Source organism: Bradyrhizobium sp. McL0616 (assembly GCF_049993385.1).
Classification (GTDB): domain Bacteria; phylum Pseudomonadota; class Alphaproteobacteria; order Rhizobiales; family Xanthobacteraceae; genus Bradyrhizobium.
On record NZ_CP188255.1, the window covers coordinates 6,114,616 to 6,128,199 of the forward strand.

At 64.9% G+C, this 13,584-nt stretch carries 14 protein-coding genes; 13 read left to right on the forward strand and 1 reads right to left on the reverse strand.

Translation table 11 applies throughout. The annotated features are described in order from the left end of the window. Positions 1–337 precede the first annotated feature (337 nt). The 13 genes from ACPPVR_RS29635 to ACPPVR_RS29695 all read left to right on the forward strand — a co-directional run bounded on the left by ACPPVR_RS29635 (position 338) and on the right by ACPPVR_RS29695 (position 12,965). Positions 338–703: a DUF2267 domain-containing protein gene (locus tag ACPPVR_RS29635; RefSeq protein ID WP_426610097.1), complete on the forward strand. Its 366-nt coding sequence runs from the start codon at positions 338–340 to the stop codon at positions 701–703. Between the two features lie 26 nt (positions 704–729). Next, complete coding sequence (locus ACPPVR_RS29640; protein ID WP_426610098.1) at positions 730–1,137, forward strand: DUF4332 domain-containing protein; 408 nt, start codon at positions 730–732, stop codon at positions 1,135–1,137. A 257-nt stretch (positions 1,138–1,394) separates the two neighbouring features. Then, complete coding sequence (gene folP / locus ACPPVR_RS29645) at positions 1,395–2,255, forward strand: dihydropteroate synthase (protein ID WP_426610099.1); 861 nt, start codon at positions 1,395–1,397, stop codon at positions 2,253–2,255. Further along, positions 2,252–2,620 carry a dihydroneopterin aldolase gene (folB, locus tag ACPPVR_RS29650; protein WP_426610100.1) on the forward strand — a complete coding sequence of 123 codons (369 nt, stop codon included), beginning with the start codon at positions 2,252–2,254 and terminating at the stop codon, positions 2,618–2,620. The genes folP and folB overlap by 4 nt, the downstream gene beginning before the upstream one ends. Next, a complete protein-coding gene (folK, locus tag ACPPVR_RS29655) occupies positions 2,620–3,111 on the forward strand; it encodes a 2-amino-4-hydroxy-6-hydroxymethyldihydropteridine diphosphokinase (RefSeq protein ID WP_426610101.1) in 492 nt (163 codons plus the stop codon). Before folB ends, folK begins: the two co-directional genes overlap by 1 nt. An 81-nt stretch (positions 3,112–3,192) precedes the next feature. Next, positions 3,193–5,064: a methylmalonyl-CoA mutase family protein gene (locus tag ACPPVR_RS29660; RefSeq protein WP_426610102.1), complete on the forward strand. Its 1,872-nt coding sequence runs from the start codon at positions 3,193–3,195 to the stop codon at positions 5,062–5,064. After that, entirely contained in the window at positions 5,061–5,525 is a 465-nt protein-coding gene (locus tag ACPPVR_RS29665) for a GFA family protein (RefSeq protein ID WP_426610103.1), read from the forward strand. Before ACPPVR_RS29660 ends, ACPPVR_RS29665 begins: the two co-directional genes overlap by 4 nt. A 22-nt stretch (positions 5,526–5,547) precedes the next feature. Next, positions 5,548–7,704, forward strand: coding sequence for a methylmalonyl-CoA mutase (scpA, locus tag ACPPVR_RS29670; protein ID WP_426610104.1), 2,157 nt, complete (start codon positions 5,548–5,550; stop codon positions 7,702–7,704). A 242-nt stretch (positions 7,705–7,946) separates the two neighbouring features. Beyond that, positions 7,947–8,681 (forward strand): RsiV family protein, encoded by a 735-nt coding sequence (locus tag ACPPVR_RS29675; protein ID WP_426610105.1) that lies wholly within the window; start codon positions 7,947–7,949, stop codon positions 8,679–8,681. Between the two features lie 120 nt (positions 8,682–8,801). Further along, complete coding sequence (locus tag ACPPVR_RS29680) at positions 8,802–9,788, forward strand: tripartite tricarboxylate transporter substrate binding protein (RefSeq protein WP_426610106.1); 987 nt, start codon at positions 8,802–8,804, stop codon at positions 9,786–9,788. A 72-nt stretch (positions 9,789–9,860) separates the two neighbouring features. Then, a complete protein-coding gene (meaB, locus tag ACPPVR_RS29685; RefSeq protein WP_426610107.1) occupies positions 9,861–10,850 on the forward strand; it encodes a methylmalonyl Co-A mutase-associated GTPase MeaB in 990 nt (329 codons plus the stop codon). Continuing rightward, entirely contained in the window at positions 10,847–11,494 is a 648-nt protein-coding gene (locus tag ACPPVR_RS29690; protein WP_426610108.1) for a pyroglutamyl-peptidase I, read from the forward strand. The genes meaB and ACPPVR_RS29690 overlap by 4 nt, the downstream gene beginning before the upstream one ends. A 100-nt stretch (positions 11,495–11,594) precedes the next feature. Continuing rightward, the gene (locus tag ACPPVR_RS29695) at positions 11,595–12,965 is read left to right on the forward strand and encodes a TIGR03808 family TAT-translocated repetitive protein (RefSeq protein WP_426610109.1); all 1,371 of its coding nucleotides are present in this window, start codon (positions 11,595–11,597) and stop codon (positions 12,963–12,965) included. 29 nt (positions 12,966–12,994) lie between these two features. Here the strand turns inward: ACPPVR_RS29695 and ACPPVR_RS29700 are convergent, their stop codons facing one another. Further along, positions 12,995–13,567 carry a TIGR03809 family protein gene (locus ACPPVR_RS29700; RefSeq protein WP_426610110.1) on the reverse strand — a complete coding sequence of 191 codons (573 nt, stop codon included), beginning with the start codon at positions 13,565–13,567 and terminating at the stop codon, positions 12,995–12,997. Between the last annotated feature and the right edge of the window lie 17 nt (positions 13,568–13,584).

Below are 13,584 nucleotides of genomic sequence, written 5' to 3' on the forward strand. Positions count from 1 at the left end.
TTCTGTCTGTCGATTTCGCGTATTGAAACTCGAGCTCACCATTTCTGCAGTTTAACGCATGTCGCAAGCGGATTGAAACCGTTCAAGGCGCCACGGGCATGCGACATTGTCGGAGAATGTGAGCCCGGTATCCGCCGAAAGTCGGAGCGATACATTTGCACCGCGGCAATTCTTCCTTGATTCCATCTCCGCTCTTGCATCGCTGCAACACTTTTCCCGCGTTCGAAGTGAATCGGAACCTCGCGAGCGTTCATCGCTTGTATTTCACGTCACACCGGCTCAAGATCATTTTCGAAGACAATATTCCGGCATGTGATCCGGCTGAGGGGCAGGCCATATGGACGAGCTGATCGGGCGGCTGGCGACAAACGCCAGCATAGATAATGCTATGGCTGAAAAGACCGTCGGCATTATCCTGGGCTTCCTCCGCAGCGAGGGTCCTTCCGACAGCGTGCAGACCCTGATCGATCACATCCCAGGTGCAGAAGAGGCGATCGAGGCGTCCAGGAGCGGCGGCGGACTGTCGCGGCTGATGGGCGGTGGCTTGATGGCCGTCGGCACACGCCTGATGGGCCTGGGGCTTGGCATGTCCGACATTCAGAAGATTGCCCGTGAACTTTTTCGCTTTGGCCGAGACAAAATCGGAGCGGATCAGATGGGCAAGATCATCGCGGGGACGCCGGGCCTCAGCCAGTTCGCCTGAGAGCTACGCATTTCACATTGAGTATCATGACATATCCGATCTCCGAGATTGAGGGCCTGCCAGCCTTTGCCGCCAGCAAGTTGAAGGCGCAGGGTATCCGTACCACTGACGCGCTGCTGGAAGCTGCCTCAACCGTGAAGGGGCGTAAGGCGCTCTCCGCCAAGACCGGCATCAGCGAGCAGCTGCTGCTGGAGTGGGCCAACGTCTCCGACTACATGCGCATTCCCGGCATGGGCCGGGCCAAGGTCGGCCTGGTCCGCGCCGCCGGCGTCACCACCGTGCGCGAGCTCGCCTACCGAAATCCGGCAAGACTGGCGCAGAGCATGCGGGATGCGAACGAGCGGAAGAAGCTCGTCCGCATCCTGCCCTCGGAGAAGTCGGTCGGCGACATCATCGCCAAGGCCAAGAAGCTGTCGCCGAAGATTACGTATTAGGGCTGCACTCCCCGCATCTCCGGTGTCGTCCCGGCGAAGGCCGGGACCCATACCGCGGAATCTATCGATCGTAGAAGGTCGAAGTACCGAACTACGAGTCTTCGCCAAAGTTCTCCCTGGGGTTATGGGTCCCGGCCTTCGCCGGGACGACAGCGGAGATGATGCGAGAGAGTGCCTCAACATCGACAGCGCCGGCGATGACAGGAGTGGCCAATCCCGCCTTGACTCCCCAGCCCCGACCGCGCAAAGCCACGCGCATGAACGCCTCGCCCTCCCCATCCGTTGCGCGGGCCGGCTCGGCCGGACCTGACGTGCTGCGGACGATCCTGGGCCGGCCCATTCCGGCGGTCATGGGCGTGCTCAACGTCACCCCCGACTCCTTCTCCGACGGCGGCGAGTTCATCGCGCCGGAGCAGGCGCTATCGCGGGCGCGGGCGATGGTCGCTGACGGCGTCGACATCATCGACATCGGCGCGGAATCGACCCGGCCCTACAAGGGCGCCGAGCCGGTCACGGTGGCCGACGAGCTTGCCCGGCTGAAGCCGGTGCTGGCCGCACTGGTGGCGCTCGGCACGCCCGTGTCGATCGACAGCATGAAGGCCAAGGTTGTCGCTTTCGCGCTCGATCAGGGCGTTGCGATCGCCAACGACGTCTGGGGCCTGCAGCGCGACGCCGCGATGGCGCCGCTGGTCGCCGCCAAAGGTGTGCCCGTCATCGTCATGCACAACCGCGAGAGCGTCGATTCCGCCATCGACATCATCGCGGACATGAAGGCTTTCTTCCTGCGCTCGCTGGATATCGCGGCAAGGGCCGGCATCGCGCGCGACAAGATTGTGCTCGACCCCGGCATCGGCTTCGGCAAGACGGCCGAGCAGAGCATGATTGCGCTGGCGCGGCTGCGCGAATTCGAGATGTTCGGCCTGCCGATCCTGGTCGGCGCCTCGCGCAAGCGCTTCATCGCCTCGGTGGTGCCGTCGGAGCCGAAAGAACGGCTGGCCGGCTCGATCGCCGCACATCTGATCGCCGCGCAGCACGGCGCAAAGATCATCCGGACCCATGACGTCGCCGAGACCTTGCAGGCCCTGCGGGTGGCGGCAGCAATCGAGAGCAAGCAATGACCGATACGATCTTCGTGACCGGACTGTCGATCCATGCTCGCCACGGCGTGATGGAGCACGAAACCGAAGTCGGCCAGCGTTTTGTGATCGACCTCGAACTCTATACCGACCTGTCGGAGCCTTCGCGCAGCGACCGGCTCGCCGATACGGTGTCTTACGCCGAAGTCGTGGCGACCACGACGGCGGCGTTCAAGAACACCAATTACAAGCTTTTGGAGCGCGCGGCAGGCGCAGTCGCCGACGCCATCCTGTCGCACTTCCCGCGCATCCGCGCCGTGAAGATCACCGTGCACAAGCCGCATGCGCCGATCGCCGCCATCTTCGACGATGTCGGCATCATGCTGACGCGCTCGCGGCAACCCTGATGGCGAGCGTCCTCATTGCGCTCGGCGGCAATGTCGGCGATGTCCGCGCGACGTTCACAAAAGCAATCGCGCATATCTGCGGCATGACGCAAGGCGTGCTGATCGCGCGTTCGTCGGACTATGCGACGCCGCCCTGGGGCGACGAGGACCAGGATCCCTTCATCAATGCCTGCGTCGAGATCGAGACCAGCCTCGATCCTCACGCGCTGCTGTTCGTGATGCAGAAGGTCGAGCAGAAATTCGGCCGCACCCGGGACAAGGAGCGGCAATGGGGGCCGCGCACGCTCGATCTCGACATGATCGCCTATGACGATGTCAGCTTCCAGAAGCCGGATCTGACGCTTCCGCATCCGCGCCTGTTCGAGCGCGCCTTCGTGCTGGTGCCGCTCGCTGAAATCGCGCCCGACCGCATGATCGGCGGCATTCGTGTGCGTGACGGGCTCGCCAGCGTCTCGACGCAAGGCATTGAGCGGCTTCCGGATACCGGTTAACCAAAAACAACCGTTTTCAGGGACGGCCCGCCGTGGCAATTTCGCCGCCGAATAACAAGCCGTTTGGGAGCCCCTCGCCGCATGACCTCCGTGACTGACGATCTGCCGCTGGCGGCCGATTTTCCCAAGGCGACGGTCGAAGACTGGCGCAAGCTGGTCGATGGCGTACTGAAGGGCGCGCCGTTCGAGAAGCTGGTCGGCAAGACCTATGACGGCCTCAAGATCGAGCCGCTCTATCCGCGCGCCAAGGGCGTTGCGCCCGTGGTGGGACGGCCGGCGGCCGCGCCATGGCAGATCGTGCAGCGGATCGACCATCCGGATGCGGCGCTCGCGAACGCACAAGCGCTGACGGATCTGGAGAACGGCGCGACGGGGCTGTCGCTGGTGTTCGCCGGCGGCAATGGCAGCCATGGCTTTGGCCTGGAACCGACGGCCGATGCGATCGCAAAGGTCTTGAAGGACATTCATCTCGATGCCGGCATCGGCATCGAGCTCCAGGTCGGTCCGCAATCGCGGATGGCCGCGATCCATGTCGCGGAATTTGTGAAGAGCAACGGCATCGATCCCGCTGCCTGCGACATCCGCTTCGGGCTCGATCCGCTCGCGGCCTGCGCTATGTGGGGAAATAGCCCGTACAGCTGGGAGGAGATCGTTCCCGCCGTGACGGGTGGGATCAAGGGCCTCGCAGCGATCGGCTTCACGGGTCCGTTTGCGTCCGCAGACGGACGCGTGATCCACGACGCCGGTGGATCGGAAGTGCAGGAGCTCGCCTTCGTGCTCGCCTGCGGCGTCGCCTATTTGCGCGCGATCGAAAGTGCCGGTGTTCCGCTGGAGCAGGCGCAGGGCATGGTCTATGCGCGGCTTGCCGCCGATGCCGACCAGTTTTTGACCATGGCAAAAATCCGCGCGCTGCGGCTGCTCTGGGCGCGCGTCGAGACGGCCTGTGGGCTGTCGCCAAAATCGCTGTTCATTGCTGCCGACACCGCCTGGCGCATGCTGACGCAGCGCGACCCCTATGTGAACATGCTGCGCGCGACCATGGCGACGTTTGCGGCGGGGCTCGCCGGCGCCAATGCGATCACGGTGCTGCCGCATACGCTCGCCCTTGGGCTGCCCGATCCGCTCGCGCGCCGCGCGGCACGCAACACCCAGCTCCTGCTGCTCGAAGAGAGCAACCTTGCCAAGGTCAGCGATCCCGCGGCGGGTGCAGGCGGCATTGAGACGCTGACGACGCAACTCTGCGACGCGGCCTGGGCGCTGTTCCAGGAGAGCGAGAAGGCCGGCGGCGCCTTTGCGGCGCTTCAGCAAGGCCTGTTCCAGGGCAAGGTCGCAGCCGCGCGAAAAGCACGTGACGCCAACATCGCAAAACGTCGCGACGTGCTGACCGGTGCCAGCGAATTTCCGAACCTGCATGAGAGCGAAACGGCGGTGCTGAAGGCGACGCCGATCGCGCTCGCACCGTACGGCGCGCAGAAATACAAGTTCGATGCACTCACCCCGATCAGGCTCGCACAGCCATTCGAGGCGCTGCGCGACAAATCCGATGCGGCGCTCAAGGTGCGCGGCGGGCGGCCAAAAGTGTTTTTGGCCAATCTCGGCACGCCCGCCGATTTCACCGCGCGCGCGACCTTTGCCAAGAGCTTCTTCGAGACCGGCGGCATTCAGGCCGTCGACAGCGAGGGCTTTGCTGATCCGGCCAAGCTTGCGAGCGCCTTCAAGGCCTCCGGGGCCGAGCTTGCCTGCCTCTGTTCCAGCGACAAGGTCTATGCCGGCCAGGCGGAGGCCGCCGCTCAGGCCCTGCAAACCGCCGGAGCACGACATATCTATCTGGCAGGCCGCCCGGCCGAGGCCGAGGCGGCGTTGCGGGCCGCCGGCGTCGCCGGTTTTGTCTTCGCCGGGGGCGACGCGCTGGCCACGTTGCAAGACGCCTATCAACGGATGGAGCAGGCATGACCGAAGCCAGCAAACCCGTTCTCACCGGCGGCTGCCAATGCGGCGCGGTGCGCTTTGCGCTGACGGCGGCACCGAACAAGATTTCGATCTGCCATTGCCGGATGTGCCAGAAGGCGAGCGGCGCACCGTTCGCCTCCTTCGCCGACATCAACCGGACGGATTTCGCCTGGACCAAGCGAGAGCCGTCGGCGTTCCGATCCTCCTCGATCGCGATGCGCGATTTCTGCGAGGCTTGCGGTACGCCGCTGAGCTTCCGTCGCATCGGCGGCGAGCGGATCGAGATCATGACCGGCGCCTTCGACCGGCCGGACCACGTGGTGCCGACCCGGCAGTACGGAACCGAGTCCCGCCTCGGCTGGGTGGTCGGCATCGCCAACCTGCCGAGCCAGACCACACAACAGAACTACGGACCGGAGAAGATGGCGACCATCGTCAGCCATCAGCATCCGGACCATGATTGAGCGCCCTGATATGGTTGAAACCATGAGCCGCATTCCCAATTTCGCCGATGTCGCCTTCGAGCGCGTCGCCACCGCCGCGCCAGCCGGTAGTGCCGAGCCGTGGCTGACGCCCGAGGGCATCCTGGTGAAACCTGCCTATGGCGAGGCTGACCTCGCCGGGCTCGATTTCCTCGAGACCTATCCGGGCATCGCGCCTTATCTGCGCGGCCCCTACCCGACCATGTATGTCAACCAGCCCTGGACGGTGCGGCAATATGCCGGCTTCTCCACGGCGGAGGATTCCAACGCGTTCTACCGCCGCAACCTCGCGGCGGGCCAGAAGGGCCTCTCGGTCGCCTTCGACCTTGCCACCCATCGCGGCTATGACAGCGATCATCCGCGTGTCGGCGGTGACGTCGGCATGGCCGGCGTTGCCATCGATTCCATTTACGATATGCGCACGCTGTTCGCAGGCATCCCGCTCGACCAGATGAGCGTGTCCATGACCATGAACGGCGCTGTGCTGCCGATCCTCGCGCTGTTCGTCGCAGCCGCAGGCGAACAGGGAGTACCTCCGGAAAAACTCTCAGGCACCATTCAGAACGACATTCTGAAAGAGTTCATGGTGCGCAACACCTACATCTATCCGCCCGCGCCCTCGATGCGGATCATCTCGGACATCTTCGCCTACACCTCACAAAAGATGCCGAAATACAATTCGATCTCGATCTCCGGCTATCACATGCAGGAGGCCGGCGCGACGCAGGACCTCGAGCTCGCCTATACACTGGCGGACGGCGTCGAATACTTACGTGCCGGCCTTGCCGCAGGCCTCGACGTGGACCGTTTCGCGCCACGGCTGTCGTTCTTCTGGGCGATCGGCATGAACTTCTTCATGGAAGTGGCCAAGATGCGCGCCGCGCGGCTGCTCTGGGCGAAGCTGCTCAAGCCGTTCAACCCGAAGGACCCGCGCTCGTTGTCGCTGCGCACGCATTGCCAGACTTCGGGCTGGTCGCTAACCGCGCAGGATGTCTTCAACAACGTGATGCGCACCACGGTGGAGGCGATGGCGGCGACGCAAGGCCATACGCAATCGCTGCACACCAATGCGCTCGACGAGGCGTTGGCGCTGCCGACCGATTTCTCGGCGCGCATTGCCCGCAACACCCAGCTCTTCCTCCAGCAGGAGAGCGGTACCACGCGGATCATCGATCCCTGGGGCGGCTCCTATTATGTCGAGCGGCTGACGCGTGATCTCGCCGCAAAAGCCTGGGGCCACATCCAGGAAGTTGAAGAGCTCGGCGGCATGGCCAAAGCCATCGAGGCCGGCGTGCCGAAGCTGCGTATCGAGGAGGCCTCGGCCAAGACGCAAGCCCGCATCGATGCCGGCAAGCAGGCGGTAATCGGTGTCAACAAGTACAAGCCGTCAGACGAAGCCGCGATCGACATCCTCAAGGTCGACAACACCAATGTCCGCCGGCTCCAGATCGACAAGCTGACGCGGCTGAAATCCGAGCGCAACCAGACCGACGTCGATGCCGCGCTTGCCGCGCTGACGCGCTCGGCTGGCGAAGGCAACGGCAATCTGCTCGCGCTCGCCATCGACGCGGCGCGGGCGAAAGCGACCGTCGGCGAAATTTCGGACGCGATGGAAAAGGTGTACGGCCGGCACCGCGCCGAGATCAAGTCCATCACCGGCGTCTACAAGCGGGAGGCGTCCAGCATGGGCAACCGGGTCGAAAAGGTTCAGGCGCTGATCGATGCCTTCGAGGAAGCCGAGGGCCGGCGTCCGCGCATCCTGGTCGCCAAGATCGGCCAGGACGGCCATGACCGCGGCCAGAAGGTGATTGCGTCCGCCTTCGCCGATATCGGCTTCGACGTCGACATCGGACCGCTGTTTGCCACCGCCGACGAAGCGGCGCGGCAGGCGGTCGAGAACGACGTGCATATCCTCGGCGTCTCCTCGCTCGCCGCCGCCCACCTCACCGCCGTGCCAGAGCTAAAGGCCGCGCTGAAGAAGCAGGGCCGCGACGACATCATGATCATCGTCGGCGGCGTCGTGCCGCCGCAGGATTACGACGCGCTCTACGCGGCCGGCGCCGAAGCCATCTTCCCGCCGGGCACGGTGATTGCGGATGCGGCCGAAGAGCTGATCCGCAAGCTGAATGCGCGGCTCGGGCATAGCGAGGCGGCAGAGTAATTCCGCCGCCGCTTGGGCCTCCCAACCCTCAAACCGGCGGGCGGCTTGCCGCGACGAATATCACGACCCGGTGTTCGCAACGGGCGTTCTGCGACGGTTCATCTTGCGATCTCTATGCTGTGGCAGCTGCTCGGAAAAGCATGAAATTCATAGGTATTGACGTGACATCTCACCGTGCCATTGCGCGTGCAGGACTGCTCTTCCAAACCATCACCGTTTTCGCAGCCGCTGCGGCGATAGGCTTGTCCTCCCCCTCCCTCGCCGCCGATCCAAAACCCGACGCCGTCATCAAGAACAGGAACATCGAGGCGCGCGTCTTCCTCGATGACAAGATCAAGGCTGATGCGGCACTCGCCGCCGATTGCCTCGCCGACGGCAGGAAATGGCTCGACAAGAACGCAGCCGATGCTGCCGCTTCCCGCAAGGAAGATCCGCAATTTTTCAAGGACGGCGGCTGGGACTTTGAACGTAAATACAGCATCCGCTCTGTCGTTTCCGACCATTATGTGAGCCTGCTGCGCGACGACTACATGGACACCCATGGCGCCCATCCGAATTCGGACGTGAACACGATCCTGTGGGACAAGACCGAGGGTAAGCGCATCTCGATCCGTCCCTTCTTCACCGAGACCGCCGACAACGGCTCGACCATGAAGGCGATGGTGAAGGCCGTGATCGCGTCGCTGAAGATCGAGAAGAAGAAGCGCGACACCAGCGAGACCGCGACCGACGAATGGTTCAAGGGCGTGGAGCCGAGCCTGCTCAAGATCGGCGCCGTGACGCTGGCGCCATCGACCGACGCCGGCAAGAGTTCCGGCCTCACGTTCCACTATCCGCCCTATGCGGTCGGCCCCTATGCCGAGGGCCAATATGTCGCATACGTGCCGTGGGAAACGCTGAAGCCTTACCTCACTCCAGAGGGTGCACGCATCTTCGGCGGCGCGCGGCCCAAGGGCGACGCGGACGAGGCGCAATAGATCCGGACAGAACCGTTGCCCACGGCGCCGCGGGGCTGCCGCTTGCGACATCTGCAAAAAGCCGCGTAGCATATTGCATTGACACTAGCCCGATTCCCGAGGGCGCCGCCGGGACCATTGATGTCAGGAATCACGCGCCGCATTTTCGCGGCCTCTTCAGTGGCTGCGGCCACGTCCGCTCTCCTCATGCCTGCGCGCGCGCAAGCCTTTCCGGCGCGGCGGGTGAGCTTGATCGTGCCCTGGGGTGCGGGTGGCGGCACGGATGCGACCGCGCGCATCATCGCGACGCTGCTGGAAAAGGAGCTCGGCCAACCCTTCAACGTCGTCAACCGCACCGGCGGGTCCGGCGTCGTTGGTCACGCCGAGATCGCCACCGCGCTGCCGGACGGCTACACGATCGGCATGCTGACCGTTGAAATCTCGATGCTGCATTGGCAGGCCCTGACGCATCTGACGCCGCGCAACTTCACGCCATTGGCGCTGATGAACGAAGACCCGCCGGGCATCCAGGTCTCGACGTCCTCGCCATACAAGACGGTGAAGGAGCTCATGGATGCCATCAAGGTAGCGCCCCCCGGAAAGTTCAAGGCGTCGGGCACGGGGCAAGGCGGCATCTGGCATCTCGCGCTCGTCGGCTGGATGCAGGCAATGGGAATGCCGGCGAACCAGGTGGCGTGGTCGTCGTCGAATGGCGCAGCACCGGCCATGCAGGATCTCGTCGCAGGCAGCCTTGATCTCACCACCTGCTCGGTGCCGGAGGCGCGGGCCACAATCGAGGCCGGTCAGGCGCGCAGCCTCGCGATCATGGCGCCTGCACGCAATCCGATCTTCCCTAAAGTCCCGACGCTGAAAGAGGCGCTCGGCGTCGATTACGCCGCCAGCTCATGGCGCGGCATCGCTGCGCCGAGAGGCCTGGCCGCGGAGGTCGCCGCCACGCTGACCGCGGCCCTAAAGAAGGTGTACGACTCCCCCGAATTCAGGGACTTCATGACCAGGCGCGGCTTCGGCACCGTGTGGCGCGATGCCAGCCAGTTCGCAACCTTCATGGACCAGGCCGATGCCCAGATGGGGCAGGCCATGAAGGCCGCCGGTTTTGCCAAGGCTTGATTTGACGGCCCGACCTGCGAGCGCCCTTTGCGGGGCCCTCGCCTGCCTGCTCTCGCCGTTGTAAAGCAGGGCATGGTTGAAATGAAGACTTCGCTGGACACCACATCCCTCGCCCGTGACCTCCGCACCGGTAGCCGTGCGGCGCTGGCGCGGGCCATCACGCTGGTGGAGAGCCGGCGCGGCGATCACCAGACGCTGGCGCGCGAACTCGTGCAGATGCTGTTGCCCGACACCGGCAAGGCGATGCGCGTCGGCATCACCGGCTCGCCCGGCGTCGGCAAATCCACCACCATCGACGTGCTCGGCACCTATTTGATCGAGCAAGGCCTCAAGATCGCGGTGCTTGCGGTCGACCCGTCCTCGGCGCGCACCGGTGGCTCGATCCTCGGCGACAAGACACGAATGGCGCGGCTGTCGGCGTCCGACGATGCTTTCATCCGCCCCTCGCCGTCCTCCGGCACGCTCGGCGGCGTCGCAGCCAAGACACGCGAGGCGATGCTGCTCTGTGAAGCGGCCGGCTTCGACGTCGTGCTGGTCGAGACCGTCGGCATCGGCCAGTCCGAGACCGCAGTTTGCGACATGACCGATTTCTTCCTCGCCCTGATGCTGCCGGGCGGCGGCGACGAATTGCAAGGCATCAAGAAGGGCCTGGTCGAGCTCGCCGACATGATCGCGATCAACAAGGCCGACGGCGACAATCTCAAGCGCGCCAACATCACGGCCGCGGACTATCGCGGCGCCCTGCACATTTTGACGCCGCGCTCGGAGCACTGGCATCCGCCGGTCGAGACCTATTCGGCGCTGACGGGCGACGGCATCGCAAAGCTCTGGCAAAAGATCCTCGATCACCGCACCGCGATGAACGCATCCGGCGAGTTCGCCGCGCGGCGACGCGAGCAGCAGGTGAAGTGGATGTGGTCGATGCTGGAGCAGCGCATGCTGGCGCGGCTGCGCAGCGAGGCCTCGGTGCGCGCCAAGGTAAAGAAGATCGAGGCGGAGGTCGCCGATGGTCATCTCACGCCCGCACTCGCCGCCGAGCAGATTCTGGAGTTGCTGCAATGAGCGAAAAACTCCGCATTCTTCTGACCGGCTTCGGCCCGTTCCCCGGCGCGCCCTATAATCCGACCCAGCCGCTGGTCGCGCGGCTGGCACGGCTGCGACGTCCTGGGCTCGATGATGTCGAGATGGCAAGCCACATCTTCCCGGTGACCTATGCCGCGGTCGACCGGCAGTTGCCGGAGGTGCTTGCGAAGGTGAAGCCGGACGCACTGTTGATGTTCGGTCTCGCGGCGCGGACATCATACCTGCGCATCGAGACCCGTGCGCGCAACGCCGTCACCATGCTCTGGCCGGATGCCGCCAACACCCGTTCGAGCAAGCGCGGCATCGCCGCCAATGCGGACGCGATGATGTTCGGCCCGCACACCGCAAGGCTGCTGCGTGCCGCGCGCCTCACCGGCATCGACGCGCGCCCCTCGCGCGACGCGGGCGCCTATCTCTGCAACTATCTGAGCTGGCGCGCGATCGAGAACGTCAAGCCGGACGGGCCGCAACTTGCCGCGTTCATCCACATTCCCCTGCTCGCGCGTAGCGGCGCAGTGCGGCGCAAGGGCTCGCCGCGCATCACGCTGGAGGAACTTGTGGATGCCGGCGAGGCAATGCTGATGGAGATGGTGCGGTCGGCGCGAAGGGTGCGGACTTCGTAGGGTGAACATTTAACCCTACCGCGAACAATCCTCACGGCATCGTCCGCCCTGCGCTACCTAACCATCGCGGACACGGCCCGCGTCCGCCGGAGGACGCGCCATGACCCTCAACCGCCGTCATCTCATCGGAGCTTCGACAGCAGGCATCGCCGGTGCGCTGGCCATGCCGGCCGACGCTGCACGCGCGGCGCCGCTGACGTCGCTGCTTGGCCGCGATGCGACCCAATATGGCGTGCGGCCCGGCAGCAGCGAGGACCAGACCCGCGTGCTCCAGCGCGCGATCGACGAAGCGGCGCGAGCGCAGATGCCGCTGGCGCTGCCGCCTGGCATCTACCGCAGCGGATTGTTGCGGCTGCCGAACGGCGCGCAACTGATCGGCGTGCGCGGCGCGACCAAGTTCGTCTTCACCGGTGGCGCCTCCGCGATCCAAAGCGACGGTTCGGACTCGATCGGCCTCTCCGGCATCACCTTCGACGGCAGCGGCATTCCGCTGCCGACGCGGCGTGGGCTGATCCACGTGCTCGGTGGGCGCGACGTCCGCGTTGTCGATTGCGAGATCACGGGCTCCGGCGGCAGCGGCATCTGGCTCGAGCAGGTGTCCGGCGACATCTCCGGCAATATTTTTACCAACATCGCGGTGACGGCGGTGGTCTCGTTCGATGCCAGAGGGCTCAGTGTTTCCCGCAACACCATCACCGGCACCAACGACAACGGCATCGAAATCCTGCGTACCGCGATCGGCGATGACGGCACGCTGGTCGCCGACAACCGCATCGAGGACATCAAGGCCGGCCCCGGCGGCTCCGGCCAGTACGGCAACGCCATCAACGCGTTCCGCGCCGGCAATGTGATCGTGCGCGGCAATCGCATCAAAAATTGCGACTACTCCGCGGTGCGCGGCAACTCGGCCTCCAACATCCACATCACCGGCAACAGCGTCAGCGACGTGCGCGAGGTCGCGCTTTATTCGGAATTTGCGTTCGAAGCCGCCGTGATCGCCAACAACATTGTCGACGGCGCGGCCGTCGGTGTCTCCGTCTGCAACTTCAACGAGGGCGGCCGTATCGCCGTGGTCCAGGGCAACATCATCCGCAATTTGATCCCGAAGCGGCCAATCGGCACCGCGCCGGACGACGATGCCGGCGTCGGCATCTACATCGAGGCTGATACCTCGGTGACCGGCAACGTCATCGAGAACGCGCCGTCCTACGGTATCGTCGCCGGCTGGGGCAAATATCTGCGCGACATCGTGATCTCCGGCAATGTGATCCGCAAGGCGCTCGCCGGCGTCGGCGTCTCCGTCGTACCGGGCGCCGGCACGGCGCTCGTCAACAACAACATGATCTCGGAAACCCCGCGCGGCGCCGTGGTCGGGCTGGAGCACGCGCGTGCGGTGACGGCAGATCTGTCAGCGGACGGCGCACAGCGTTTTGCGCAAGTGGTGATCGGCGGGAATGCGGTGCGGCAGTAGGTGCGCGGCTGGCCTCTGGAACGTCGCCCCTAGAACGTATTCCGCAGCAGCGGATACTTCGCTTCGATGCCATCGAGGCTGAAGGTGAATTCGACCACGCGCTCGGGGGCCGCGACGATTTCGTCGGCGGGCGGCGAGAAGGTCTGCAAGAACGACGCGATCGAGGCCAACGGCGCCACCGGAGCGACCGGTGCAATTGGGGCCTCGACGATTTCGGCGAGCACGTTCGGCGTGGGGTCGAGCCTGACCGGTACAGCGGTTTCGGGCGCGATGTGCACGGCTTTCGGCTGCATGGTCTGTGGCTGCATGGCCTGCCGCTGCTCCCGCGGAGGGACGCGCGACAAGGTCGCCGGCGACCAGCCGAATGCGGAGGTCACGCTCGCGGCGGCCGCGGCGACGTCCTCGCCGGTCGCGATGGCGCGCCAGGTCTGGACCGCGCGCTTGGCTTCCTGGATGTTTTCGAGGAAGGCGAGCTCGGAATGGTAGCGGCGCCAGCGTCCGGTCTCGAACATTTCGGAGAGATGTTCCAGCCGCTGTTCGGCAAGAGCGCACCAGCGCGCTGCAATCTCGCGGCTAACAGCCGCGCTTTGGCGATGTGTCATGAACCAGCCCGTGAGGA

Bases quoted from the DNA above. Each gene is read 5' to 3' on its own strand.
- ACPPVR_RS29700 (WP_426610110.1), bottom strand. From the start codon at position 13,567: ATGACACATCGCCAAAGCGCGGCTGTTAGCCGCGAGATTGCAGCGCGC.
- folP (WP_426610099.1), top strand. From the start codon at position 1,395: ATGAACGCCTCGCCCTCCCCATCCGTTGCGCGGGCCGGCTCGGCCGGA.
- ACPPVR_RS29680 (WP_426610106.1), top strand. From the start codon at position 8,802: ATGTCAGGAATCACGCGCCGCATTTTCGCGGCCTCTTCAGTGGCTGCG.
- ACPPVR_RS29640 (WP_426610098.1), top strand. From the start codon at position 730: ATGACATATCCGATCTCCGAGATTGAGGGCCTGCCAGCCTTTGCCGCC.
- ACPPVR_RS29660 (WP_426610102.1), top strand. From the start codon at position 3,193: ATGACCTCCGTGACTGACGATCTGCCGCTGGCGGCCGATTTTCCCAAG.
- ACPPVR_RS29695 (WP_426610109.1), top strand. From the start codon at position 11,595: ATGACCCTCAACCGCCGTCATCTCATCGGAGCTTCGACAGCAGGCATC.
- folB (WP_426610100.1), top strand. From the start codon at position 2,252: ATGACCGATACGATCTTCGTGACCGGACTGTCGATCCATGCTCGCCAC.
- meaB (WP_426610107.1), top strand. From the start codon at position 9,861: ATGGTTGAAATGAAGACTTCGCTGGACACCACATCCCTCGCCCGTGAC.
- ACPPVR_RS29665 (WP_426610103.1), top strand. From the start codon at position 5,061: ATGACCGAAGCCAGCAAACCCGTTCTCACCGGCGGCTGCCAATGCGGC.
- ACPPVR_RS29690 (WP_426610108.1), top strand. From the start codon at position 10,847: ATGAGCGAAAAACTCCGCATTCTTCTGACCGGCTTCGGCCCGTTCCCC.
- folK (WP_426610101.1), top strand. From the start codon at position 2,620: ATGGCGAGCGTCCTCATTGCGCTCGGCGGCAATGTCGGCGATGTCCGC.
- ACPPVR_RS29635 (WP_426610097.1), top strand. From the start codon at position 338: ATGGACGAGCTGATCGGGCGGCTGGCGACAAACGCCAGCATAGATAAT.
- scpA (WP_426610104.1), top strand. From the start codon at position 5,548: ATGAGCCGCATTCCCAATTTCGCCGATGTCGCCTTCGAGCGCGTCGCC.